Below are 24,792 nucleotides of genomic sequence, written 5' to 3' on the forward strand. Positions count from 1 at the left end.
GTGGCAGTCGAACAGGGGGCCCTGCCCGCCGAGGCACGGGAGAAGCACGCCGAGCTGGCCGAGCAGGTCGAGGAGCACCGCTTCCGGTACTACGTGAAGGACCAGCCGGTCATCAGCGACGGCGAGTTCGACAAGCTCCTGCGCGCGCTCGAAGCGCTGGAGGAGGAGTACCCGGAGCTGCGGACGCCGGACTCGCCGACCCAGAAGGTGGCCGGGCAGTACGAGACCGAGTTCACGTCCGTCGAGCACCGGGAGCGCATGCTCTCCCTGGACAACGCCTTCGACGACGAGGAGCTCGTCACCTGGGCCGAGCGGGTCGCGCGGGACGTCGGCACCCCCGACTACCACTACCTGTGCGAGTTGAAGGTCGACGGCCTCGCGGTCAACCTCACGTACGAGTACGGGCGGCTGACCCGGGCCGCCACCCGCGGCGACGGCCGCACCGGCGAGGACATCACGCCCAACGTCCGGACGATCGCCGACATCCCGGACCGCCTCAAGGGCGACCGCGTCCCGGAGCTCGTGGAGATCCGCGGCGAGGTCTACTTCCCGATGGAGGGCTTCGAGGCGCTCAACGCCCGCCTGGTCGAGGCCGGGGACAAGCCCTTCGCCAACCCGCGCAACGCGGCGGCCGGTTCGCTCCGGCAGAAGGACCCGAAGGTCACCGCCTCCCGCCCGCTCCACATGGTGGTGCACGGCATCGGCGCCCGCGAGGGCTTCGAGATCTCCCGCCTCTCGGAGACGTACGAGCTGCTGCACGAGTGGGGCCTGCCCACCGCCCGGCACAACAAGGTCGTCGACTCGCTCGCCGGTGTACGGGAGTTCATCGCGTACTTCGGGGAGAACCGTCACTCCGTCGAGCACGAGATCGACGGGGTCGTCGTCAAGCTCGACGAGATCCCGCTCCAGGGCCGCCTCGGCTCCACGGCGCGCGCCCCGCGCTGGGCGATCGCCTGGAAGTACGCGCCGGAGGAGGTCAACACCAAGCTGATCGACATCAAGGTCGGCGTCGGCCGCACCGGCCGCGTCACCCCGTACGCCCAGGTCGAGCCGGTGACGGTGGCCGGCTCCGAGGTCGAGTTCGCGACCCTCCACAACCAGGAGGTCGTGAAGGCCAAGGGCGTGCTGATCGGCGACACCGTCGTGCTGCGCAAGGCCGGCGACGTCATCCCGGAGATCCTCGGGCCGGTCGCCGACCTGCGGGACGGCACCGAGCGGGAGTTCGTGATGCCCGCCGAGTGCCCGGAGTGCGGGACGCCGTTGAAGGCGATGAAGGAGGGCGACATCGACCTCCGCTGCCCGAACGCCCGGACGTGCCCGGCGCAGCTGCGTGAACGTCTCTTCTTCCTCGCCGGACGGCAGTGCCTCGACATCGAGAACTTCGGCGCGGTGGCCGCCGCCGCCCTGACCCGCCCCCTGGAGCCCGCCGAGCCGCCGCTCGTGGACGAGGGCGACCTCTTCGACCTCACCATCGAGCAGCTGCTGCCCATCAAGGCGTACGTCCTCGACCCGGACAGCGGGCTGCCCAGGCGCGACCCGAAGACCGGCGAGGAGAAGATCGTCACGGTCTTCGCCAACCAGAAGGGCGAGCCGAAGAAGAACGCGCTCGCGATGCTGGAGAACATCGCGGCGGCGAAGACCCGTCCGCTGGCCCGCTTCATCAACGGGCTCTCCATCCGGCACGTGGGGCCGGTCGCGGCCGAGGCGCTGGCCCGTGAGTTCCGCTCCCTGGAGCGGATCGAGCAGGCGAGCGAGGAGGAGCTGGCGGCCGTCGACGGCGTCGGCGGGATCATCGCGACCGCCGTGAAGCAGTGGTTCTCCGAGGAGTGGCACCGCGAGATCGTGCGCAAGTGGCGCGCCGCCGGGGTCGCCCTGGAGGACGAGGGCGCCGGGGAGGACGAGGGGCCGCGTCCGCTGGAAGGTCTCACCGTCGTGGTGACCGGCACCCTGGAGAAGTTCACCAGGGATGGCGCAAAAGAATCGCTCCAAGCGCTCGGAGCGAAGGTGACCGGTTCCGTTTCGAAGAAGACCAGCTTTGTGGTGGTCGGTGAAAACCCTGGTTCGAAGTACGACAAGGCGATGCAGCTGAAGGTTCCGGTTCTGGACGAGGAAGGCTTCTCCGTCCTGCTCGAACAGGGGCCGGAGGCAGCTCGGGAGGCCGCGGTACCCGTCGCCGGATAGCCTCCCGGCCCGGCGCGGAAGCTCACCCGTTCGGCGCATACCAGATCGTTAGGGGTGGGCTGGTCGCATTCGGGCAAGAGAGGGAGAGCGCTGCCCGTCGGAGCCCTCGGCGGCCTAGTGTGGTGACCGTGCGTCCAGTCCTGCACGCCCGCGCGAGGGCTCTGCCGGTCATGGCGTCAGGACATCGGCCCCGTGGTACCAGGAGCGGCCGCCCGACAGCGGCCGCACGCCGGACGACGTACGGCCGGACGACGGACGGCCGCGTCACCGCGGCCCATCGCACACCGACGGCACCGCCGCCTGTGAGAGGGACGGGAATGGAACCGACCGAGAGCGCCGCCCAGGTCCCACGGCCGCACGGCCGTGTGGTCGCCCTGGGCTTCCCCTCCCGGCTGTCAGCAGCCGTGGTGGGCATCGCCGCCGTCGTGCTCGTCGCCGGGCTCCAGCGAGCCCTGAGCGAGGGCCACGGCCTCTTCCCCGGCGGCGTCGCCGGCTGGTCCCTCGCCGTCCTCACCGGCCTCATCGTCGGCCACCTGGTCGCCCTCGGCCGGGACCGCTGGTGGGGCGGCACCGGCTCCGGCGCCGCCCTCACCCTCGCCGTCCTCCTGCTGTACGGCTGGGTGCCCGCCGGACTCGTCTCGCTGACCGTCGTCGCCCTCGTCGGCGCCGCCCGCCGGCACCGCTGGCGCCAGGGCCTCCTGCACGGCGCCGCCGACATCCTCGGGGTCGGCGCCGCCGCCCTCGTCCTCGCCGCCTTCGGAGACGTACCGACCGTCGGCCGGCCCTGGCAACCGCTCGACTGGACCATCGGGGACGTCCCGGAAGTCGTCCTCGCCGCGGGCCTCTACCTCGTGGTCACCCGCCTCCTCCTGTGGTACACGCTGGCCCCCCAGGGCCGCGGACTGCCCACCATGGCCCGCACCGCACTCCTCAGGCAGGGCCTCGTCGCCGTCGCCCTGCTCGGCATCGCCCCCCTCATCTGCGTCGTCGCCGCCACCCGGCCGATCGTCCTGCCGCTCTTCGCCGTCCCCCTCATCGCCCTCGACTCCACCCTCTGGATCGCCCGCGCCCGCGCCGAGGAACAGCTCCGCGACCCGCTCACCGGGCTCCCCAACCGCCAGTGGCTCCTGGAGCGGGCCTGGACCGCCCTGGAGGAGGCCGAAGGCGAAGGGGCCCGATCCGCCCTCGTCCTCATCGACCTCGACCGCTTCCGCTCGGTCAACGACACCCTCGGGCACCTCGCCGGCGACCGGCTGCTCCTCCAGATCGCCGAGCGGCTCCGCCTCGCCCTGCCCCGCGGCGCCGAGGCCGCCCGGCTCGGCGGCGACGAGTTCGCCGTCCTGCTGCCGACCGCCGACTCCACCACCAGCGCCCAGCGCGTCGCCCGCCACCTCGTCGCCGAGCTGTCCTCCCCGCTCGACCTCGACGGGCTCACCCTCGTCCTGGAGGCCAGCGCCGGCGTCGCCGTCTTCCCCGACCACGCCCTCGACGCCGAGGGCCTGCTGCGCCGCGCCGACGTCGCCATGTACCAGGCCAAGCGCGACCGCACCGGCGTCGAGGTCTACGAGTCCAAGCGCGACTCCAACACCCCCGACCGGCTCGGCCTCCTCGGCGACCTCCGCCGCGCCCTCGACGCCGGCGAGGTCGAACTCCACTACCAGCCCAAGGTCCGCTTCGACGGCCAGGTCGCCGGCCTTGAGGCGCTCGTCCGCTGGGTGCACCCCGAGCGCGGCAAGGTCCCGCCGGACGAGTTCATCGCCATCGCCGAGTCCTCCGGCCTGATGCCGCACCTCACCGAGTACGTCCTGGAGACCGCGCTCGCCCAGGTCGCCCGCTGGCGCGCCCAGGGCCTCAACGTCCCGGTCGCCGTGAACGTCTCGCCGCGCGACGTCCACACCCCCGGCTTCGCAGGCGCCGTCGCCGCCCGCCTCGCCCGCCACGGCGTCCCGGCCGGCGCCCTCCAGCTGGAGATAACGGAGCACGTGCTCCTTGAGGACCCCCAGCGGGCCGCCGACACGCTGAACGGCCTCACCGGCCACGGCGTGAAGATGTCCCTCGACGACTTCGGCACCGGCTACTCCTCCCTCGTCCATCTGCGCCGTCTGCCCGTCAGCGAACTGAAGATCGACCGCTCGTTCGTGGCGCGGCTCGCCGTCGACACCGAGGACGCCGAGATCGTCCGCTGCACCGTCGACCTCGCCCACTCGCTCGGCCTCCTCGTCGTCGCCGAGGGAGTCGAGGACGACGAGACCTGGGAGCGCCTGCGGGACCTGGGCTGCGACGCCGTCCAGGGCTGGCTGGTCGCCGCCGCGATGCCGCCCGGCGAGGCCACCGCCTGGCTCCTGGCCCGCGGCGAGCACGGCTGGCGCCGCCCCGCGGACATCGCGGCCGAGGTCGACCTGGACCACCCGTCGGGGCAGGTCGTGCAGTGACGCCGCCCCTCCCGGGGCAAACCGTTTCACGGGCAGTGGCAGCGGCCCCATAGGATTGGGCCGACACCATCTGACTCACCCCGTGAGGATCCGCATGCCTGGCATCACGCGCGAGGAGGTCGCCCACCTCGCACGGCTGGCACGTCTGGAGCTGAAGAGCGCGGAGCTCGATCACTTCGCCGGTCAGCTCGACGACATCATCGGCGCGGTCGCCCGCGTCTCCGAGGTCGCCGACCAAGACGTACCCCCGACCTCCCACCCGCTGCCGCTGACCAATGTCATGCGCGCGGACGAGGTCCGTCCGTCGCTCACCCCCGAGCAGGCGCTCTCCGGCGCCCCCGCCCAGGAGCAGCAGCGTTTCAAGGTGCCGCAGATCCTGGGGGAGGACTAAGAAGTCATGACGGACAACACCATCATCAAGCTCACCGCGGCCGAGATCGCCGGGAAGATCGCCGCCGGCGAGCTGACCGCCGTCGAGGTCACCGAGGCCCACCTCGCCCGCATCGAGGCCGTCGACGAGAAGGTCCACGCCTTCCTGCACGTCGACCGCGAGGGCGCCCTCGCCCAGGCCCGTGCCGTCGACGAGAAGCGCGCCCGCGGCGAGAAGCTCGGCCCGCTCGCCGGTGTGCCGCTCGCGCTCAAGGACATCTTCACCACCGTCGGCATGCCGACCACCGTGGGCTCGAAGATCCTCGAGGGCTGGATGCCGCCGTACGACGCGACCCTGGTCAAGAACCTCAAGGCCGCCGACGTCGTCATCCTCGGCAAGACCAACATGGACGAGTTCGCGATGGGCTCCTCCACGGAGAACAGCGCCTACGGCCCGACCGGCAACCCCTGGGACCTCACCCGGATCCCCGGCGGCTCCGGCGGCGGCTCCTCGGCCGCCCTCGCCGCGTACGAGGCCCCGCTCGCCATCGGCACGGACACCGGCGGCTCCATCCGCCAGCCCGCCGCCGTCACCGGCACCGTCGGCGTCAAGCCGACCTACGGCGGCGTCTCCCGCTTCGGCATGGTCGCCTTCTCCTCCTCCCTCGACCAGGGCGGCCCCTGCGCCCGCACGGTCCTGGACGCGGCCCTCCTGCACGAGGCGATCGCCGGGCACGACCCGCTCGACTCGACCTCCATCGACGCCCCGGTCCCGCCGGTCGTCGAGGCGGCGCGCAACGGCTCGGTCGCCGGCATGCGCGTCGGCATCGTCAAGCAGTTCCGCGGCGAGGGCTACCAGGCCGGTGTCGTGCAGCGCTTCGACGAGTCCGTCGAGCTGCTCAAGTCGCTGGGCGCCGAGATCGTCGAGCTGGACTGCCCGACCTTCGACCTGGCCCTGTCGGCGTACTACCTGATCGCGCCGTCGGAGTGCTCCTCCAACCTGGCCCGCTTCGACGCCATGCGCTACGGCCTGCGGGTCGGCGACGACGGCACGCGGTCCGCCGAGGACGTCACCGCCCTCACCCGTGAGGCCGGCTTCGGCGACGAGGTCAAGCGCCGCGTCATCCTCGGTACGTACGCGCTGAGCTCCGGCTACTACGACGCGTACTACGGGTCGGCGCAGAAGGTCCGCACCCTCATCACCCGCGAGTTCGAGCAGGCCTTCGAGGAGGTGGACGTCATCGTCTCCCCGACGACCCCCACCACCGCCTTCGCGATCGGCGAGCGCGCCGACGACCCGATGGCGATGTACCTCGCGGACCTGTGCACCATCCCGACCAACCTGGCCGGCAACGCCGCCATGTCGCTGCCCTGCGGCCTGGCGCCCGAGGACGGTCTGCCGGTCGGTCTGCAGATCATCGCCCCCGCCATGAAGGACGACCGGCTGTACAAGGTCGGCGCCGCCGTCGAGGCCGCCTTCGTGGAAAAGTGGGGTCATCCCCTGCTTGAGGAGGCTCCGTCGCTGTGAGTTCCACGAGTTCCACCAGTGCACTGCAGAAGGCCAAGGGCTTCAAGAAGTCCAAGACCGGCACGTACCTGTCCATGGGTACCACCGCGTTCGGCGCCGTCGCCGTGACGAAGCAGATCAAGAAGGCCCGCGCCGAGCACGACACGCTCAAGCTCGTCGACGCCGTCGTGTCCGCCGCCGCCATCGTCACCGGCCTCGCCATCCTGTACCGCGAGCTGAAGCGGCTCGGCGACGACGACGTCCTGCTGGGCTGAGAGGGAAGTTCCACCGTGACTGTCACTGAACTGCTGTCGTACGAAGCGGCGCTCGCCGAGTACGACCCCGTCATGGGCCTTGAGGTCCATGTCGAGCTCGGCACCAAGACGAAGATGTTCTGCGGCTGCTCGACCGAGCTGGGCGCCGAGCCCAACTCGCAGACCTGCCCGACCTGCCTCGGCCTGCCCGGCTCCCTGCCGGTGGTCAACGCGATCGGCGTCGAGTCCGCGATCAAGATCGGCCTCGCGCTGAACTGCGAGATCGCCGAGTGGTGCCGCTTCGCCCGGAAGAACTACTTCTATCCGGACATGCCGAAGAACTTCCAGACCTCCCAGTACGACGAGCCGATCGCCTTCAACGGCTACCTGGACGTCCAGCTGGAGGACGGCGAGGTCTTCCGCGTGGAGATCGAGCGCGCCCACATGGAGGAGGACACCGGCAAGTCCACCCACATCGGTGGCGCGACCGGCCGCATCCACGGCGCCTCGCACTCGCTGCTCGACTACAACCGGGCCGGCATCCCGCTCATCGAGATCGTCACCAAGCCGATCGAGGGCGCGGGCGAGCGGGCCCCCGAGGTCGCCAAGGCGTACGTCGCCGAGCTGCGCGAGCTGATCCGCGCCCTGGGCGTCTCCGAGGCGCGCATGGACAAGGGCCAGATGCGCTGCGACGTGAACCTGTCGCTGCGCCGCAACGGCACCAAGGCCTTCGGCACCCGCTCGGAGACGAAGAACGTCAACTCGCTCCGCTCGGTGGAGCGCGCGGCGCGCTTCGAGATCCAGCGCCACGCGGCCGTCCTCACCTCCGGCGGGACGATCATCCAGGAGACCCGTCACTTCCACGAGGACGACGGCTCCACCACCTCCGGCCGCATCAAGGACAACGCCGAGGACTACCGGTACTTCCCGGAGCCCGACCTCGTCCCCGTCGCCCCGGCCCGCGCGTGGGTCGAGGAGCTGCGCGCCGGCCTGCCCGAGCTGCCGCGCGTGCGCCGCAACCGCCTCCGCGAGGAGTGGGGCGTCTCCGAGCAGGAGATGCAGTCCATCCTCAACGCGGGCGCGGTCGACGCGATCGTCGCCACCACCGAGGCGGGCGCCGACGCGGCGTCGGCCCGCAAGTGGTGGATGGGCGAGCTCGCCCGTAACGCCAACGAGAAGGGCGTCTCCCTGGAGGAGCTGCCCATCACCCCGGCGGACGTGGCCCGCGTGTCGGCCCTGGTCGCCGGCGGCGACCTGAACGACAAGCTGGCCCGTCAGGTCATCGAGGGCGTCCTCGCCGACGAGGGCACCCCGGACGAGGTCGTCGAGAAGCGCGGCCTCAAGGTCGTCTCGGACGACTCCGCGCTCGGCGCGGCCGTCGACGAGGCCATCGCGGGCAACGCGGGCATCGCCGACAAGATCCGCGGCGGCAAGGTCGCCGCGGTCGGCGCCCTGGTCGGCGCGGTCATGAAGGCCACCCGAGGCCAGGCGGACGCGGCGAAGGTCAAGGACCTGATCCTGGAGAAGCTGGGCGTCAGCGAGGGCTGATCCTCTTCTCGTACGCGTATGACGGCGGCCCCGCACCGGAGTTCCGGTGCGGGGCCGCTGCGCGTCGTACGGCGTGCGTCCACGTGGCCGGGGGCGGCGTCGGCGTTAGGGTGAGGGGCCGGTGCAGGCGTGCGGAGACACGAGGAGCAGAGCCCAGGATGATCACCCAGATCCGGATCGACGGCTTCAAGTCGTTCCGCCATTTCAGCCTCGACGTGCCGCCGACGCTGATCATGCTGGGTGCGAACGGGGCGGGGAAGTCGAACCTCTTCGACGCCCTCCGGCTCGTCGCCGGAACCGCGGACCGTGGCTTCGAGGAGACGGTCCGCAAGGACCGGCGACTGGCACCCGTCGACCTGTTCCACCGGAGCAAGGGCGAGGAGCGCCGGGAGCTGACCGTCACGGTCGGATCGCTGGTGGCGAGCGCCTACGGGCCGCTGCCGCTGCGGATCCGGCTCGGTGTGGTGCGCTTCGGGTCGGGCCGGGTGGGGATCGGGAAGGGCCTCGTCTGGGTCAGCAGCCTTGATCAGACCGACTGGATGGACGGCGTCGGCCTGGACGAGGAACAGCGGATTGCTGTGGCGCGGGCACGCGCGGAGTTCGTGGAGCACGAGAGCGAGTTCGTGCCCTTCCACGGGCCCCTGGGCAGCCCGCTGTCCGTCGAGGACGAGGAGGCCGTCAGGTCCGAGGCGAACGACTCCCTCTTCGAGGAGCCGGGCACGGAACTGCGATTGCTGGCCGCGCGGGAATGCGCGTCGTGGGCGCCCTTCCTCCTCGAACCGGAGGCGCTGCGCCGGCCGTCCCCGGCCTTCGTCCCCGGGAGGCTCGCCTCGGACGGCGGGAACCTGGCCGACGTGCTCCACCGCATCGAGGAACGTCCGCCGCTCTGGCGCCGGTTCGTCGCGGACATGGCCGCGCTCGTCGAAGGAGTCGAGGACGTCCGGGTCGTCTACGACGAGCGGCGCCAGGAGTTCGACTTCGAGGTGTACTTCAGCAACACGGGGTGGCTGTCGCCGCCCACTCTGTCGGACGGCACGCTGCGCATGGCGGCCCTGCTCGCGGTGGCCGCCGACCCGGCCTGGCCCGGAGGGATGTGCGTCGAGGAGATCGAGAACGGGATGCACCCCGAGCGCGTCGCCGAGCTCGTGCGCCGGCTGCGGCGCGGTACCGGAGTGACGCCGAAGGCGTCCGCGTACCGGCAGCTCATCGCCACGACCCACTCGCCGGCCCTCCTCGGCGCGCTCAAGCACGACCTGTCCGGCAGCCTCGTCTTCCTGGAGCAGGCGGACCGGGTCGATCCGGCCGACGGGACGATCTCCCGTGCGACCGTGGCCCGGCCGCTGCGGGCCTTCGACCCGGAGCGGGAGCCGGGCGAGAGCGTGTCTCCCGAGCAGGTGGAGCGACTCCTGCGGAAGCTGAACAGGGGCGGGGAATGAGGATCCTGCGGCCCGGTCTGCTCGTCGAGGGCAGTGACGGGCCCTATCTGAAGAGCCTGGTCGAGCGACAGCTCGACGAGCTCGTCCTCGCGGGCAGCTCGCAGACGGTGGACGTGCTCCGCTGCGAGGTCTCCCCGGTCCGGTCGAACGACCGGCCGGACCTCGTCCTGGCGGCGGCCGAGGAGCTCGCGGCCGACTGCGACATCGTCTTCGTCCACGGAGACCAGGACGCCGTGGAGGCCCGCCACAAGCTGGTCGCAGCCCTGGAACAGCGGCGGGCCGCCGCCCCGCGCGCCGGGGTGTCCGTCCCGCTCGTGCCCGTCCTGATGACCGAGTCCTGGATGCTGGCCGACCGGAAGGCCCTGGAGTCGGTGGTGGGTGAACTCGCGGAGTACCCGTATCCCGGGCCCTCGGCGGTGGAGAAGCGGGTCGTGCTCAAAGGTGGCAAGACCAGGCTGACCCCCAAGGAGGTCTGGAAGGCCCTGCTGGGGAGCGACGGGCCTGAGGTGCTGCACGACAGCGCTGAACTGCTCGTGCGCCGTACGGACCTCGCCGTGCTCGCGCAGGTGCCCTCGTACCGGACGTGGTACGAGGACACCGAGCGGGCCCTGCGGGAGCAGCGCTTCCTGTAGGGCCCTACGAGGCCGCCTCGGCGACGAAGTCGCCCCAAGCAGCGGGGGAGACGGTGAAGACGGGGCTGGTCTCGCCGAGCTTGGAGTCCCGGACGTGCACGGCGGCGGGGTGGGCGGCCACCTCGACGCAGTTGCCGCCCTCGTCGCCGCTGTAGCTCGACTTGCGCCAGTCGTAGGCGACTTCGAGGCAGTTCCCACCCTCGCTGCCGCTGTAGCTGGACTTGAACCACGAAAGTGCTGCTGCTGCGCTCATGTCTCTCCTGCCAGGCGTTCCAGCAGGCCCATGGTGTCCTCGGGCGTCAGGGCCTGTGACCGCAGCATTCCATACTTGGCCTGGAGGATGCCGACCTCGTCGGGGTCGTCGATGAGGAAGCTGACCCGCTGCCCCTCGATGTAGGCGACGTGTTCGTGGTCGGGCGTTTCGATGAGGACCAGGGGTCCATTGAGTCCCGCGTGCTTCGTCCGCGTTTTCGGGATGATCTGGAGGGCGAGGAAGGGGAGTTCGGCCAACTCGCGCAGATGGAGGATCTGCCCCCGGAGCACTTCGCGTCCGCCGATCGGCCTTTCCAGGATGGATTCGTCCAGCAGGAAGGACATCATCGGCGGCCACGGCTTCTGCTCGAAGATGGCCTGGCGGTCGAGCCGGTCGAGCATCCGGTCTTCGGCCTCCTGGGCAGTGATCGGCGGATACAGGCAGTCGAAGACCGCGCGGGCGTACTCGGGCGTCTGGAGAAGGCCTGGAACCACCGCGTTCTCGTACGAGCAGATGCTCAGCGCCTGCGCCTCCAGGTCGATGAACTCCTGTACGAACGCCGGGTATCGCTCCTTCTTCGGCGCCTTCGCGACTGCCGTCGCCAGCGCGCCGCGCGTGTTCAGGATCCCGTCCAGCTCACCCGCGAGGCCCAGCCGCAGTGCCCTCCGTCCCTGTTCGATCGAGCCCAGCGTCTCCAGCCCCACGCACGCCTGCGTGGCCAACTGGGGCTGGGTCAGGCCCGCTTGTTTCCGGTAAAGCGCCAGAAGTGCGCCGACGACTTCCCACGAGGGGACCTTCTTCCTGGAGTTCGTGCCGCGTTGCATGAGCGGTGCATTCCCCGCTCCGCACGTACTCGACGCCTTCCTGACCCGTACAAGGAATTTGTACGGCTCGGCCCCCTGGGGTGCAGGGGGCGCGAGGCGTCACCGTGATCGCCATGAGCGACCGACTCCCCCTGTTCCGCGAGGCTTTCTACCGTCGCGAGCGCCGTTCCGTCCCCCTCGCCCGCGACTTCGCCCGCAAGGCGCTGGCCGACTGGGGCCTGGACGCACGTGCGGACGACGTACTGGTGTGCGTGAGCGAGCTCGCGACCAACGCCCTCCTGCACGGCGTCCCGCCCGGCCGGGGCTACCGCCTCCACCTCTACTTGGAGCGCCCGGGCCCGCTCCGTATCGAGGTGCACGACAGCGGGGACGGCACCCCGGCCGTCCGCGAGCCCTCGGGGGAGTCGGGCCGGGGCCTCCTCCTCGTCGAGAGCCTCGCGGACCGCTGGGGCGTGGGTGCGCGCAACCCCGGCAAGATCGTCTGGTGCGAGTTCGCGGCCCCGTGGTCCTAGCCGGCGAGCAGGGCGAGGAGCTGCCGGACCGCCGCCGCCACCGGGACGCCGACCTCGCCGACGAGGGCGGCGACGCCGGCGACGGCGCCCAGGGCCCGGCGGAAGGCGCCGGGCGGTGCCCCGTCGCCCTGGCGGATGGTCTCCAGGGACGTGTCGAGGACCTCGCGGTCCTCGGCGGACACCTGGCCCCTGAGGGTCTCGATCGCCCGGATCACGGCCTCGTAGACGGCCTGCGGGTCCTGCGCGCCGTGCTGGTGGTACTCGATCCGGCCGACGGCCCCGTCGCCGGTCGCTTGGTAGAAGTCGCGCATGTTGGTGATGTTGAAGTCGCCGTTACCGGTCACTGCCCATCCTCCCCACGCTGCCCGCACCGGACGCGTTGTAGAAGTCACGCATGCTGCCGATGTTGTAGGTGGTCATCTGTTTGACGAAGCCGGGGAACGCGGGGTCGTCGATGGCCCGCATGATGTCGCGCACGAGTTCGTGCACCTCGTTGCGGTCCACGCTGGCCAGCAGCGTGCGCGGGTTTCCCGAGGTCTCGATGACCAGCGCGTAGTACGTCCTCGTGAGCAGGACGACGAGCAGCTGGAGGAGGAAGGCCGCCCCGAGCACGCTCGCGGTGACGGTCACCCCCTGGGTGATCAGCTCCCGGTCGCTGCCCGACACCTCGCCGGACTGGGCGACGGCGAGCCCGCCGGCCGCCAGGAGCGCCGTGATCAGGACGTACTTCAGGAAGCGCCCCACGGCCCGCGCCCGTGGGGGTTTGATCCGGACCGTGGTCGCCCGGGCGATGTTCTGCAGGGGGTACGCCTCGGCGCCGATCCACAGCACCCGCTTGCTGACTCTTACCGTGATGACCTTGCGTCTGGCCATACGACTTCCCCTCATGCCGCGCCGTGGCCGTGTGTCGCGCTCAGGATGCTCGCGAACCCCACCCGTCAAACAAGGGAAGGCCGCGATGACGGCCCGAGCTGCCATGTGAGAGGCTCCGCTCCGCTCCGTCGACCGCTGACGGAGCGGGGGAGGGGGCAGGGAATGTCGGTGGAACCCACGGATTACGTCGCCCGGCTGCGCGCGGAGGCGAGCGATCCCGGACGCGCGGAGGCGCTGCGGCGGGACAGGACGGCACGCCGCCGGAAGATCGGGCTCGCGGCCGGTGCCGGGTTGCTGCTGCTCGGCGGGTTCGGGTACGGGCTGACCGAGGTGACGGGGGAGCGGCCGCCGTACGAGCCGTTCGGCGCGCGGGCGGTCCGCGAGGAGGCCTGGCCCCCGGAATGGCCGTACTCGGTCGACATGCCGTTCCGGAACTCGCCCGCGTCCGGCTGGGCGCAGGGGGCCGAAGGGATCGACGTCCCCGCGCCGACGGCGTCCGGCGGGCACACCGCGAAGGAGATCACCGCCGTCCTCGACGAGGTGAAGACCCTGCTCGTCGAGACCGACCTCTCGGAGCGCACTCTGGGCGGCGCCGAGCCGGCGGCGGCGCTCGCCCTGCTCGATCCGCGCGGAGCCGACGACGCTGTGCGCGAGGACATGGTCACCCGCTTCGACCCGGAAGAGGTGTACCTGCACAAGACCACCGGCATCAGGACGCGCGGCACGATGACCTACGAGGTCTCGGCGGCGGGGGAGCTGGTGGTGCACGCCGACTACACCTTCGTCTACCCGCTCGTGCGGGCCGACCTCCGCCATGAGATCGCCCCCGGCCTCCCCGAGGTGGCGCGGATCGCCGTACGGCGCCGGTTCACGGTCACGTCGAGGGGCGGGAAGCTCGTCCTCGGCGCGTACGCCAGCGAGGTCGCCAACCACGACTGCTCGGCCCCGAAGGACGGCCGCCTCCACCCGCTCTTCGCCGAGGGGCGGTGGAAGGCGGGGCAGGCGGCGAAGGGGCCCCGCGTCACCCTGGCCGAGCTGTACGACCAGAAGCGGGTCCTTCCGCCCGGCCCCGGCCACTGCGTCACCCCGGCCGGGAACTGAGGCTCCAGGGGTCTCCGGCCCCGCGCACCACCCTGTGAGGATCGCCACGAAACGGGCAAACGATCACGTTTGGCTGTAACAGTGGGGCGCGAGTACAGATCCAGTCAGGAGTATGTCCTTGGCCGCAATCGCACGGTGGTGTGTCCGTCACCGTCTCGTCGTCGTTCTCCTCTGGCTCCTCGCGCTCGGCGGGACCGCCGCCGGCGCGACCCTCGCCGGCAGCGCGTACTCCAACGACTACGAGGCCCCGGGCACCGAGTCGGGACGGGCCACCGCCCTCCTCGACCGCGGCTTCCACGGCCTCGGCGGAGACAGCGACACCATCGTCTGGCACAGCGACCGCGGCAGCGTCCGCGCCGACGCCGTCGAGGAACGCGTCGGCGACATGCTCGACAAGGTCGCCGACCTCCCCGGTATCGCCGCCGTCACCTCGCCGTACGACGACGCCAGGGGCCAGGTCAGCGAGGACGGACACACCGCCTACGCCACGGTCACCTTCGACGCGCAGTCCGACGACATCCCCGAGGCCCAGGCCAAGGCCCTCGTCGACACCGCCAAGGCCGCCGCCACGGACGACCTCCAGGTCGAGCTCGGCGGCAGCGCCGTCGCCCTCACCGAGGCCCCCGGCGGGCACATCGCCGAGATCGTCGGCGTCGCCGTCGCGGCCGTCGTCCTCTTCCTCGCCTTCGGCTCGCTCGCCGCCTCCGTGCTCCCGATCGCGACCGCGCTCGTCAGCGTCGGCATCGCGTACTCCGGGATCGTGCTCCTCGGTCATCTGATGACCGTCGCCGACTTCGCCCCCATGCTCGGCATGCTCGTCGGCCTCGGCGTCGGCATCGACTACGCCCTCTTCATCGTGACCAGGCACCGCAGAGGCCTCAAACGCGGCCGCTCCGTCGCCGAGGCCGCCGAGACCGCCGTCGCCACCACCGGCCGCGCCGTCGTCTTCGCCGGCGCCACCGTCTGCATCGCCCTGCTCGGCATGCTCATCCTGCGGCTCGGCTTCCTCAACGGCGTCGCCATCGCCGCCTCGCTCACTGTGCTCCTCACGGTCGCCGCCTCCGTCACCCTGCTGCCCGCGCTGCTGTCCTTCATCGGTACGCGGGCGCTGTCCCGGCGCGAACGCCGGGTGCTCGCCGAGCGCGGACCGCAGCCCGAGCTGCCCACCGGCTTCGCCGCCCGCTGGTCCGCCTTCGTCGAGCGGCACCCCAAGCTCCTCGGCGGCGTCGCCGTCCTCGTCATGGCCGTCCTCGCGCTGCCGACCCTCTCGCTCCACCTCGGCACCTCCGACCAGGGCAACAATCCGGCCACCGCGACCACCCGCAAGGCGTACGACCTGCTCGCCGACGGCTTCGGGCCCGGCGTCAACGGCCCGCTCACCCTCGTCGCCTCCCTCGACGGCGCCGACGACCGGGTCGCCCTCGACCAGCTGCCGGCCGCGCTCGACGCCACCAAGGGCGTCGCGTCCGTCTCCCCGGTCACGTACAACAGCACCGGCGACACCGCCGTCCTCACTGTCGTGCCCGACTCCTCGCCCCAGTCCAAGGCGACCAGCGACCTCGTCGACCGGCTCCGCGACGAGGTCATCCCGCGGGCCGGGACCGGCACCTCCCTGGACGTGCACGTGGGCGGCGTCACCGCCTCGTACGACGACTTCGCCGGGATCATCGTCGGCAAGCTGCCGCTCTTCATCGGCGTCGTCATCGCCCTCGGCTGTCTGCTGCTCCTTCTCGCCTTCCGGTCCCTCGGCATCCCGCTCAAGGCCGCCGCCATGAACGTCGCCGCCGTCGCCGGCGCCTTCGGGATCGTCGTCGCGATCTTCCAGTGGGGCTGGGGGAGCGAGCTGCTCGGCCTCGGCAGCGCCGGACCGATCGAACCCTTCCTCCCCGTGATCATGGTCTCCGTCCTCTTCGGGCTCTCCATGGACTACCAGGTCTTCCTGGTCAGCCGGATGTACGAGGAGTGGCTGGAGACCGGCGACAACCGGCGGGCGGTCCGGGTCGGCCTCGCCGAGACCAGCCGCGTGATCAACTCCGCGGCGGTCATCATGATCTCCGTCTTCCTGGCGTTCGTCCTCAGCGGCGACCGGGTCATCGCGATGTTCGGCATCGCGCTCGCGGCGGCCGTCGCCCTCGACGCCTTCATCCTGCGCACCCTCCTCGTCCCCGCCCTGATGCACCTGCTCGGCGGCGCGAACTGGTGGCTGCCGAAGTGGCTCGACCGGCTCCTGCCCCGGATCAGCATCGAACCGCCCGAGTGCCGCGAGGCCGCCGACGCGCGTGCGAAGATCCCCATGCAGCGTGTGACGGTTCAGAATGCGGAGGAGAACGACGATGTTCGCGATATCGCTGGGTGACGACGGCGCCGAGCTCAGGCCCCTGGAGCCCTGGCAGGCCGAGGAATTCCTGACCCACATGAACCGGGGCCGGGAATTCGTCGCGCAGCACATCGGCCTCCCCGATGTCGTCACCGACCTCGACTCCGCCCGCGCCTACCTCACCTCGTACGCCCAGAAGGCCGCGAGCGACACCGGCCGGCTCTACGGCATCTGGTCCGAGGGCACCCTCGTCGGCGGCGTCCTCTTCCGGGTCTTCGACGCCGCGAACGGCACCGCCGAGGCCGGCTGCTGGCTGGAGCCCTCCGCCGCCGGAAGGGGCCTGATCACCCGGGCCTGCCGGGTCATCATCGACTGGGCCATCGAGGAGCGCGGCCTGCACCGCGTCGACTGGTACGCCTCCACCAAGAACCTGCCGAGCATCGCCGTCGCCCGCCGCCTCGGCATGACGAAGGAGGGCGTGCTGCGGGAGAACTACCTGTACCGCGGCAACCGCTCGGACACGGAGATCTGGTCCGTCCTCGCCCCCGAGTGGCGCGCGGCGAAGGCGTCTTAAGCCGCCTCTCATGTCGGCCGCCTAGCGTGCGCCGCATGGACACCAAGACGACCGAGAAGACCGCCGCCTCGAAGACCGACGAGGTGGCGGCGGGCACGAGCGCCGAGACCGCCGAGGCCGCCGGGACTGCCTGGACTGCCGAGGCCGCCGGGACCGCCCCGGGCCCCGAGACCGCCGTGGACGCCGTGGTCGGCGAGGCCACCGCCGCCGATCTGCTCGACGAGCCGGACGACGCCGCCGAGCTGGACGATGCCGTCGCGCTGGACGACGCCGTCGCGCAGGACGACGCCGAGCCGGACGAGCTCGATGAGGCCCCCTCCCCGGAGGGGACCCGCATCGGCGGCCCCGCCGCCGCCGTCGTCTCCGCCGTCCTCTCCGCCGTCGCCCTCACCGGCACCTGGACCGGCAAGGTCGTCGCCGAGCGCGAGACGCTCATCGGGCAGATCAAGACCTCCGCCGGCGGCACCCCGGCCCAGCAGATCAACGAGATCTACGGCGACGCCTGGCACAGCACCGCCCTCGTCAACGGCGTCTTCGCCCTGATCGCCCTGATCGTCGGCGTCCTCGTGCTGACCCGGCCCCGGCGCCCCGTCTGGGTCCGCGCGGTCGCCGTCGCCGGTGCCGTCCTCGGCGGCCTCGGGCTGCTCCTGTCGGTCGGTACCTACTTCGACCTGTTCCTGAGCCTCCCGACCACGGGGTCCTGAGTCCCCCGGGACCCCGCCTAAGGCCCCCCTAGGGCCCTCCTAAGGACCCCCGTACCCCGAACATGCGGCACTCGCCCGATGTGACGGCACCCCCTGGGAAACGAAAGTAGAGGCATCGCAAGAGAGCGATACCGAAACCGAAGAAACCCAGGGAGCACACGATGTTCGAGTACGAACTCCACACCATGCACCACGCCGAGCTCATCGCCGAGGCCGCCGCCTACCGCCTGGCCCACGAGGCCGCCGCGACCCGCAAGGGCCTGCGCATCCTCGGCATCCGGATCGGCGGCCACCACGGGGCCCAGGCCGCCGACGGCGGTCGCGGTCGCTTCACCAAGGCCGCGTGACCCCCGTATGAGCGACGGCATGGAAGTCTGTGCGATGCTCGGCGCCGTGGAGACCAGGTCAGTCAGCCCCGTGTTCGTCGGCCGCGCCGGCGAACTCACCGCCCTCACCGAGGCGCTCTCCCGCGCGACCGCGGGAGAGCCCCAGGCCCTGCTCATCGGCGGGGAGGCGGGCGTCGGCAAGACCCGGCTCATCGAGGAGTTCCTCGACACGGCCCGCGACCAGGGCGCCGTCGTGGCGCTCGGCGGCTGCGTCGAACTCGGCGCCGACGGCCTGCCGTTCGCACCCTTCGCCGCCGCTCTGCGCGCGCTCCACCGCCACCTGCCCGGCGAACTCGCCGCCGCCGCCGAAGGCCACGAGGGCGAACTCGCCCGCCTGCTGCCCGAACTGGGCGACCCCGGCAGCCACGAGCCCGCCGACGAGGACTCCACCGCCCGGCTCTTCGAGCTGACCGTACGCCTCCTGGAACGGCTCGCCACCGACCGCACCATCGTGCTCGTCCTGGAGGACCTGCACTGGGCCGACGCCTCCACCCGGCACCTCCTCACCTACCTCCTGCGCACCCTGCGCCGCGGCCGGATCACGGTCGTCGCCAGCTACCGCGCCGACGACATCCACCGCCGCCACCCGCTGCGCCCGCTCCTCGCCGAACTCGACCGGCTCCGCACCATCCGCCGCATCGAACTCTCCCGCTTCACCCGCACCGAGGTGCACCGCCAGCTCACCGGCATCCTCGCCGCCGAACCCGACCCCGGACTCGTCGAAGAGGTCTTCGAACGCTCCGACGGCAACGCCTTCTTCGTCGAGGAACTCGTCGTCTCCCACGAGGCCGGCTGCGCCCCCGGCCAGCTCAGCGACTCCCTGCGCGACCTCCTGCTCGTCCGGGTCGAGATGCTCCCCGACGGCGCCCAGCGGGTCGCCAGGATCGTCGCCGAAGGCGGCTCCACCGTCGAGTACGGGCTGCTCGCCGCCGTCGCCGGGCTCCCCGAGGACGAACTCATCGAGGCGCTGCGGGCCTGCGTCGGCAAGAACATCCTGCTCGCCGTCCCCGACGGCGAGGGCTACCGCTTCCGCCACTCCCTCGTCCGCGAGGCCGTCAGCGACGACCTGCTGCCCGGCGAGCGCTCCCGCCTCAACCGGCGCTACGCCGAGGCCCTGGAGGCCGACCCCGGGCTCGTCCGCCCCCACGAGCGGAGCACCCGGCTCGCCACGTACTGGTACCACGCGCACGCCCCGGAGAAGGCCCTCCCCGCCGTCCTCCGGGCCTCCGTCGAGACCCGCACGCGGCACGCGTACGCCGAGCAGCTCAGCCTCCTCGAACGGGCCATGGAGCTCTGGGACAAGGTCCCGGCCGAGGCCCGCGACCGCCTGCGGCCCATCGACTACGCCGACGCGTACCCCGCCTGCGCCCTCCACCCCGAGGCCGACTCGCTGCGCTACATGGACCTGCTCGCCGAGGCCGCCGTCGCCGCCCGGCTCGCCGGAGAGCGCGAGCGGGCCGCCAAGATCTGCCGCACGGCGCTCCGGATCCTCGACTTCGAGGAGAACGACCCGCTGCGCGCCGCCTGGTTCTGGACCGAGATGGCCCGCCTCCAGTCCAACCTCGGCAAGGGCGACGGCTGGCCGGAGATCGTCCGCGCCCAGGAACTCGTCAAGGGCCTCCCGCCGTCCGCCGTCCACGCCACCGTCCTCGTCGGCGCGGCCGGCTGGGGCATGCTCCGCAACCCCGGTCCCGAGGCGCTCGCCGCCGCCGAACGCGCCGTCGAGTACGCCCGGTTCGTCAAGGCCGAGCCGATCGAGCTGAACGCCCGGATCACCCTCGGCACCATCATGGTGTCGGCCGGGGACACCGAGGGCGGGCTCGCCGCCATCCGCGAGGCGGGCGAACGGACCGTCGCCCTCGGCCAGTTCCACGAGGCCGCCCGCGCCCATGTGAACCTCTCCTCCTCCATGGAGGCGATCGGCCGCTCCCGCGAGGCCGTGGACACCGCCACCGCCGGCATCGAACTGGCCGGCTCCCGCGGCCTCGTCGACAGCGCCGGATGGATCCGCGCCAACCTCGCCGAATCGCTCCTCGCGCTCGGCGAGTGGGACCGCAGCAAGGAGGAGGCCGAGCGGCTGCTCCGCTCCGGGGCGAGCAGCACCAAGCCGGGCGGCACCGCCCTGCTCCAGCTCGCCCACCTCGCCACCTTCCGCGGCGAGCCGGCCAAGGCGGCCGAGCACCTCGCCGAGGCCCGCGCCCGCTACGGCACCCGCGACCCGATCCCGCAGTACACCCTGCCCATGGAACAGACCGCGATCGCCATCGCCGCCGCCGAGGGCCGGCTCGCGGACGTACGGGAACAGCTCGCCGCCACCGCGGAGACCGGCTTCCCGCCCGGCACCCACCGCTACGGCTGGCCGCTCGTCCTCACCGCCGTCACCGCAGAGGCCGACAGCCGCGGGCTGCCCGCCGCCGACGAGGGCCGCGCCACGACGCTCGGCCTCGTCCGCCGCTGCGTCCGCGGCCTCGCCACCCCGGCCCCCGTCTGGGAGGCCTACTCGAAGCAGGTGTCCGAGGAACTCGCCCGCGCCGAGGGCCGCGAGACCGCCGCCCGCTGGGCCGACGTCGTCGCCGCCTGGGAGCCGCTCGAACGCCCGCACCAGCTGGCCCGCGCCCGCCACCGCCTCGCCGACGCCCTGCTCGTCGAAGGCGGCCGCCGCGAGGAGGCCGCGGCGCTGCTCCGCGAGGCCCACGCCACCGCCGTCCGCCTCGGCGCCCGCCCGCTCCGGGAGGACGTGGAACTCCTCGCGGCCCGGGCCCGCCTCTCCCTCGCCCCGGAGAAGCAGGTCCCGGCCCCGGCGGAGCCCGGGGACGACAGCTTCGGCCTCACGCCCCGGGAGCAGGACGTGCTGCGTCTGGTCGCGGCCGGACGCACCAACCGTCAGATCGCCGAGGAGCTGTTCATCTCACCGAAGACGGCCAGCGTCCACGTCTCCAACATCCTCGCCAAGCTCGGGGTCGCCGGCCGCGGCGAGGCCGCCGCCCTGGCCCACCGCCTCCACCTCCTCGACACGCCCCTCTGAGCCCTTACCGCACGTCCAGGCGGAGGATCCGGTCGTCCCCGGGGCCGGGCGTGCCCCGGGTGTCGGTCTCGCTGGTCACCAGCCAGAGCCGGTCGCCGCCCGCCGCGAGAACCGTGCGCAGACGTCCGTACTCCCGCGTGAGGAACGCCTCCGGCTCCCCGGCCGTTCGCACGCCGGAGAGCGGCACGCGCCACAGCCGCTCGCCCCTGAGCGCGGCCATCCAGATCGCGCCCCGCGCGTACGCGATGCCGCTCGGGGAGGCCTCCGAGGTCGGCCACTGGGCCACCGGGTCCACGAAACCGGCGCGCCCGGCCCGGCCCTCCACCACCGGCCAGCCGTAGTTCCGGCCCGGCTCGATCAGGTTCAGCTCGTCCCAGGTGTTCTGCCCGAACTCCGCCGCCCACAGCCGGCCCTCCGGGTCCCAGGCGAGGCCCTGCACATTGCGGTGACCGTACGAATAGACCACCGAGCCGGGGAAGGGATTGCCCGGCGCCGGCCTGCCCTCCGGTGTCATCCGCAGGATCTTCCCGCCCAGCGACGACCGGTCCTGGGCGAGACCGGTCCGGCCCGTCTCGCCCGTCCCCGCGTACAGCATGCCGTCCGGGCCGAACGCGATCCGTCCGCCGTTGTGCACGAACCCCTTCGGGATGCCGGTGAGCACCGGCTCCGGCGCGCCGAGCCGGTCGTCCTTCCCGCCGCCGTACCGCATGCGCACGATCCGGTTGTCCGAGGCGGCCGTCATGTACGCGTACACCCAGCCGTCCCGGACGGCGAGCCCCAGGAGCCCGCCCTCACCGCCCGGCACCACCCCCGGCACCGTGCCGAGCGGGGTCTTCGCGCCGGTCCGCCCGTCGACCCGGGTGATCGTCCGCTCGTCCCGCGAGGAGACGAGCAGATCCCCGCCGGGCAGCTCCACGAGCCCCCAGGGGGACTTGAGCCCCTCGGTGAGCGTTCCCGCCACGGACACGCGCCCGGCGGGGGAGGCCGTCGGGGATCCGGATGCCGGCCTGGTCGTACGGGGGTGCTCCCCGCTGCTTTCTGATCCCGAGGAGCAGCCGGCCACGAGCACCAGCGCGGCGGCGCCCCACAGGGCCTTCTGCACGACAGGACGGCGCATGGGCCGGTCCCCCTTCGACGAGGCGGTGGTGTCCCAGCCCCTTCATACCCCGCCCGCTCCTGCCGTGGGTCCTCAGTCCCAGGACCCGCGCGGCGCGGGAAGCGCCGCGATCTCCGCCAGGTCCTCCGCCGTGAGCCGCAGCGCGGCCGCCCGGGCGTTCTCCGCGACCCACCGCTCCCGCTTCGCCCCCGGCACCGGGACGACGTGCCGCCCGAGGCCCAGCACCCACGCGAGCGCCACCTGCGCCGGGGTGACGTCCGCGCCGTGCCGCGCGGCCACCCGGCGGAGCCCCGCCACGATCGGCTGGTTCGCCGCCATCATCTCGGCCGTGAACCGGGGGTGCCGGGCCCGCGGGTCGTCCGGCTCGAAGCCGCCGCCCGTGGTCAGTGTCCCGGTCAGATAGCCGCTGCCCAGCGGCATCGCCGCCAGGAAGCCGACCCCGCGCGCCGCGCACCAGGGAAGCAGCCGCGCGAGCGCCTCCCGCGACCACGCCGACAGCTCGGCCTCCACCGCCGCGACGGGGAACACCTGCTGGACGCGGTCGAGTTGGCGGATCGTTCCCTCGTGCAGATCGGCTCCGCGCCGCACCGCCCGCGCACCCACGGCGCACAGGCCGAGGGCCCGCACCTTGCCCGCCGACACCAGCTCGGCCATGGCGCCCCAGGTCTCCTCGACCGGCACCTCGGGGTCCGCGCGGTGCAGCTGGTAGAGGTCGATCACATCGGTCTGGAGCCGGCGGAGCGAGGCGTCGCAGGCCCGACGCACGTACCCCGGCCTGCCGTTGGCGACGACGTGCTGGTCGCCGACGAGCAGTCCGCACTTCGTGGAGACGAAGGCCTCGGCCCGCCGCTCCTTCAACACCCGCCCGATGAGCAGCTCGTTGGTGAACGGTCCGTACATGTCGGCGGTGTCGAGCAGGTTCACCCCGGCGTCGAGCGCCGCGTGCACGGTCCGCAGCGAGCGGTCCCCCCGCTGTTCCGAACGGCTGTACGCCCAGTTCATCGGCATGCACCCCAGGCCGATGGCACCCACGTCGAGCGCCGTCGCCCCGATAGTCCTGCGCTCCACCTGCCGGTACCCCTCCCTGTGCCGTCCCCCAAAGTAACCAATGGCGCACGGGATTCTTCGCATAGCCTCCCCGTCATGAGATTCGAAGACACGACCGCTGACGTGTGGCTTCCCATTCCGGCGGACGAGATCGAGGGGCTCCCGGCACCGGGGGCGTCGGGCCTGAACTACCGCTTCTGGGACGGCGGTCCCGAGTTCCCGGCCGATCCGGCGCGCTGCGCGTTCTACGTCGTCCCGTACATGAAGGGCTCGGCGATCGCCGTACGGCCCCTGGCCGGGATGACCTCGCTCCGGGTCGTGCAGACCCTGTCCGCCGGCATCGACCACGTCACGCCGGGCCTCGGCTCGCTGCGGCCGGGGGTCGCCCTCTGCAACGCGAAGGGGGTCCACGAGGCCAGCACCGCCGAGCTCACCCTCGCCCTGATCCTCGCCTCGCTGCGCGGCATCCCCGGCTTCGTGCGCGGCCAGGACGCCGAGGAGTGGCGGTCCGGCTTCTACCCGGCCCTCGCCGACAAGTCCGTCCTGATCGTCGGGTACGGATCGATCGGCGCCGCCATCGAGGACCGGCTCGCGCCCTTCGAGTGCGCGCGGGTGGCGCGCGTCGCGCGCTCCGCGCCCACCACAGAGCGCGGCCCGGTGCACGCCCTGACGGACCTGCCGGCGCTGCTTCCGGAGGCGGACGTGGTCGTGCTGTCCACTCCGCTCACGCCCGGGACCACGCACCTCGCCGACGCCGCGTTCCTCGGGCGGATGAAGGACGGGGCGCTCCTGGTGAACGTCGCCCGGGGGCCGGTCGTCGACACGAACGCGCTGCTCAAGGAGGTCGAGGGTGGCAGGATCACGGCGGCGCTCGATGTCACCGACCCCGAACCGCTGCCGGCCGGGCACCCTTTGTGGCACGCTCCCGGTGTCCTGATCAGTCCCCATGTGGGTGGTTCCACTTCGGCCTTCATGCCGAGGGCGAAGCGGCTGATCGCGGGACAGTTGCGGAGGTTCGCGGCGGGCGAGGAGCCGGCCAACGTGCTGCTCACCACCGGCTGAACGGAGGGTCGCGTTCGGCCGGACGTGTGATGCGCGCCCCCGACACGCGCCGCGTACAAGCCCTCTGGTCGTCACGGAGAGTACTGCGCCCCTGTCCCTGAGTGACGGTCCTGGTGTATCGTCCCGTGGCGGGGGACTGCGTCGAGTACGGGCTGACGCTGGGGAGCGAAGTGACGGATCATCAGATTCCGAGGGGGGCGACGGGTGGAGCACGGCCGGAGGACCGACGATCCGACGCGGCGACACCGCCGCCGCGCTTCGCACACTCGGTGCCGGACCAGGCGGCACCCCACCGAACGCCACGCGCCGCCGCGCACCGGGCCCCTGGGCGGGACGCCCCGACCGGGCCCGACGGCACCGCGCATCGGGCCCCCGGGCTGGGCGCTCCGACCGGAGCCGACGACGCCGTGCACCGGGTCCCCGGTCAGGACGCCCCGACCGGGGCCGAGTGCGCCGAGCCGGCGCAGCGCGCCGCCGCCGACGTTCGTGCCGGGCTGCCGGACCGCGAGGCCTGTGCGGACGGCAGACCCGTACGGGACTCCGGGCGGCCGCGCGACCGTGACGCGCACGGCCGGGACGACTGCGACCGCGACGGGCACGGCCCCGCGGGGGGCGACGAGCCGGCGGCGCGGCCGCAC

22 protein-coding genes are annotated in these 24,792 nt (G+C 72.4%); 16 read left to right on the plus strand and 6 right to left on the minus strand.

What is annotated here, in order from left to right; translation table 11 throughout:
• The 8 genes from ligA (at position 1) to ACZ7HT_RS33125 (ending at position 10,359) form a co-directional block, all read left to right on the plus strand.
• Positions 1 to 2,181 carry an NAD-dependent DNA ligase LigA gene (gene ligA, locus ACZ7HT_RS33090; protein WP_471172772.1) on the plus strand — a complete coding sequence of 727 codons (2,181 nt, stop codon included), beginning with the start codon at positions 1 to 3 and terminating at the stop codon, positions 2,179 to 2,181.
• 317 nt (positions 2,182 to 2,498) lie between these two features.
• Positions 2,499 to 4,613, plus strand: coding sequence for a putative bifunctional diguanylate cyclase/phosphodiesterase (locus ACZ7HT_RS33095; protein ID WP_471172776.1), 2,115 nt, complete (start codon positions 2,499 to 2,501; stop codon positions 4,611 to 4,613).
• Between the two features lie 94 nt (positions 4,614 to 4,707).
• Entirely contained in the window at positions 4,708 to 5,004 is a 297-nt protein-coding gene (gene gatC / locus ACZ7HT_RS33100; RefSeq protein WP_352027674.1) for an Asp-tRNA(Asn)/Glu-tRNA(Gln) amidotransferase subunit GatC, read from the plus strand.
• Positions 5,005 to 5,010: 6 nt separating this feature from the next.
• Positions 5,011 to 6,510 (plus strand): Asp-tRNA(Asn)/Glu-tRNA(Gln) amidotransferase subunit GatA, encoded by a 1,500-nt coding sequence (gatA, locus tag ACZ7HT_RS33105; RefSeq protein ID WP_471172779.1) that lies wholly within the window; start codon positions 5,011 to 5,013, stop codon positions 6,508 to 6,510.
• 74 nt (positions 6,511 to 6,584) lie between these two features.
• Entirely contained in the window at positions 6,585 to 6,764 is a 180-nt protein-coding gene (locus tag ACZ7HT_RS33110; RefSeq protein ID WP_471172832.1) for a hypothetical protein, read from the plus strand.
• A gap of 15 nt (positions 6,765 to 6,779) precedes the next feature.
• On the plus strand, positions 6,780 to 8,291 hold the full coding sequence (gatB, locus tag ACZ7HT_RS33115; protein WP_471172781.1) for an Asp-tRNA(Asn)/Glu-tRNA(Gln) amidotransferase subunit GatB: 1,512 nt from the start codon (positions 6,780 to 6,782) through the stop codon (positions 8,289 to 8,291).
• Between the two features lie 158 nt (positions 8,292 to 8,449).
• Complete coding sequence (locus ACZ7HT_RS33120) at positions 8,450 to 9,727, plus strand: AAA family ATPase (RefSeq protein ID WP_471172784.1); 1,278 nt, start codon at positions 8,450 to 8,452, stop codon at positions 9,725 to 9,727.
• The gene (locus tag ACZ7HT_RS33125; protein WP_471172785.1) at positions 9,724 to 10,359 is read left to right on the plus strand and encodes a hypothetical protein; all 636 of its coding nucleotides are present in this window, start codon (positions 9,724 to 9,726) and stop codon (positions 10,357 to 10,359) included. Before ACZ7HT_RS33120 ends, ACZ7HT_RS33125 begins: the two co-directional genes overlap by 4 nt.
• A gap of 4 nt (positions 10,360 to 10,363) precedes the next feature.
• Here the strand turns inward: ACZ7HT_RS33125 and ACZ7HT_RS33130 are convergent, their stop codons facing one another.
• Entirely contained in the window at positions 10,364 to 10,612 is a 249-nt protein-coding gene (locus tag ACZ7HT_RS33130) for a DUF397 domain-containing protein (RefSeq protein ID WP_471172787.1), read from the minus strand.
• Positions 10,609 to 11,436, minus strand: coding sequence for a helix-turn-helix domain-containing protein (locus ACZ7HT_RS33135; protein ID WP_471172790.1), 828 nt, complete (start codon positions 11,434 to 11,436; stop codon positions 10,609 to 10,611). Before ACZ7HT_RS33135 ends, ACZ7HT_RS33130 begins: the two co-directional genes overlap by 4 nt.
• Positions 11,437 to 11,549: 113 nt before the next feature.
• Between ACZ7HT_RS33135 and ACZ7HT_RS33140 the strand changes: the two genes are divergently transcribed.
• The gene (locus ACZ7HT_RS33140) at positions 11,550 to 11,948 is read left to right on the plus strand and encodes an ATP-binding protein (RefSeq protein WP_471172792.1); all 399 of its coding nucleotides are present in this window, start codon (positions 11,550 to 11,552) and stop codon (positions 11,946 to 11,948) included.
• Here ACZ7HT_RS33140 and ACZ7HT_RS33145 read toward each other — a convergent pair.
• The gene (locus tag ACZ7HT_RS33145) at positions 11,945 to 12,292 is read right to left on the minus strand and encodes a hypothetical protein (RefSeq protein ID WP_471172794.1); all 348 of its coding nucleotides are present in this window, start codon (positions 12,290 to 12,292) and stop codon (positions 11,945 to 11,947) included. The genes ACZ7HT_RS33140 and ACZ7HT_RS33145 overlap by 4 nt on opposite strands.
• Positions 12,282 to 12,821: a DUF6232 family protein gene (locus ACZ7HT_RS33150; RefSeq protein ID WP_471172797.1), complete on the minus strand. Its 540-nt coding sequence runs from the start codon at positions 12,819 to 12,821 to the stop codon at positions 12,282 to 12,284. The genes ACZ7HT_RS33145 and ACZ7HT_RS33150 overlap by 11 nt, the downstream gene beginning before the upstream one ends.
• 168 nt (positions 12,822 to 12,989) lie before the next feature.
• On the opposite strand from ACZ7HT_RS33150, the gene ACZ7HT_RS33155 reads away from it, so the two are divergent.
• The 6 genes from ACZ7HT_RS33155 to ACZ7HT_RS33180 all read left to right on the plus strand — a co-directional run bounded on the left by ACZ7HT_RS33155 (position 12,990) and on the right by ACZ7HT_RS33180 (position 20,928).
• Entirely contained in the window at positions 12,990 to 13,922 is a 933-nt protein-coding gene (locus ACZ7HT_RS33155) for a hypothetical protein (RefSeq protein ID WP_471172800.1), read from the plus strand.
• Between the two features lie 118 nt (positions 13,923 to 14,040).
• Positions 14,041 to 16,278, plus strand: coding sequence for an MMPL family transporter (locus ACZ7HT_RS33160; protein ID WP_471172802.1), 2,238 nt, complete (start codon positions 14,041 to 14,043; stop codon positions 16,276 to 16,278).
• Positions 16,256 to 16,813, plus strand: a complete 558-nt coding sequence (locus ACZ7HT_RS33165; RefSeq protein WP_471172804.1) for a GNAT family N-acetyltransferase — start codon at positions 16,256 to 16,258, stop codon at positions 16,811 to 16,813. The genes ACZ7HT_RS33160 and ACZ7HT_RS33165 overlap by 23 nt, the downstream gene beginning before the upstream one ends.
• A gap of 35 nt (positions 16,814 to 16,848) precedes the next feature.
• Entirely contained in the window at positions 16,849 to 17,517 is a 669-nt protein-coding gene (locus ACZ7HT_RS33170) for a hypothetical protein (RefSeq protein WP_471172806.1), read from the plus strand.
• Positions 17,518 to 17,678: 161 nt separating this feature from the next.
• Positions 17,679 to 17,864, plus strand: coding sequence for a hypothetical protein (locus ACZ7HT_RS33175; RefSeq protein ID WP_471172807.1), 186 nt, complete (start codon positions 17,679 to 17,681; stop codon positions 17,862 to 17,864).
• Positions 17,865 to 17,871: 7 nt separating this feature from the next.
• Positions 17,872 to 20,928: a helix-turn-helix transcriptional regulator gene (locus tag ACZ7HT_RS33180; RefSeq protein WP_471172809.1), complete on the plus strand. Its 3,057-nt coding sequence runs from the start codon at positions 17,872 to 17,874 to the stop codon at positions 20,926 to 20,928.
• 4 nt (positions 20,929 to 20,932) lie between these two features.
• Here ACZ7HT_RS33180 and ACZ7HT_RS33185 read toward each other — a convergent pair whose 3' ends face one another.
• Entirely contained in the window at positions 20,933 to 22,045 is a 1,113-nt protein-coding gene (locus ACZ7HT_RS33185) for a PQQ-dependent sugar dehydrogenase (protein ID WP_471172810.1), read from the minus strand.
• A gap of 72 nt (positions 22,046 to 22,117) precedes the next feature.
• Entirely contained in the window at positions 22,118 to 23,113 is a 996-nt protein-coding gene (locus tag ACZ7HT_RS33190; RefSeq protein WP_471172813.1) for an aldo/keto reductase, read from the minus strand.
• Positions 23,114 to 23,188: 75 nt separating this feature from the next.
• Between ACZ7HT_RS33190 and ACZ7HT_RS33195 the strand changes: the two genes are divergently transcribed.
• Positions 23,189 to 24,154 carry a 2-hydroxyacid dehydrogenase gene (locus tag ACZ7HT_RS33195; RefSeq protein WP_471172814.1) on the plus strand — a complete coding sequence of 322 codons (966 nt, stop codon included), beginning with the start codon at positions 23,189 to 23,191 and terminating at the stop codon, positions 24,152 to 24,154.
• Positions 24,155 to 24,792 lie beyond the last annotated feature (638 nt).

It is taken from the genome of Streptomyces sp. NPDC037410 (assembly GCF_055602235.1).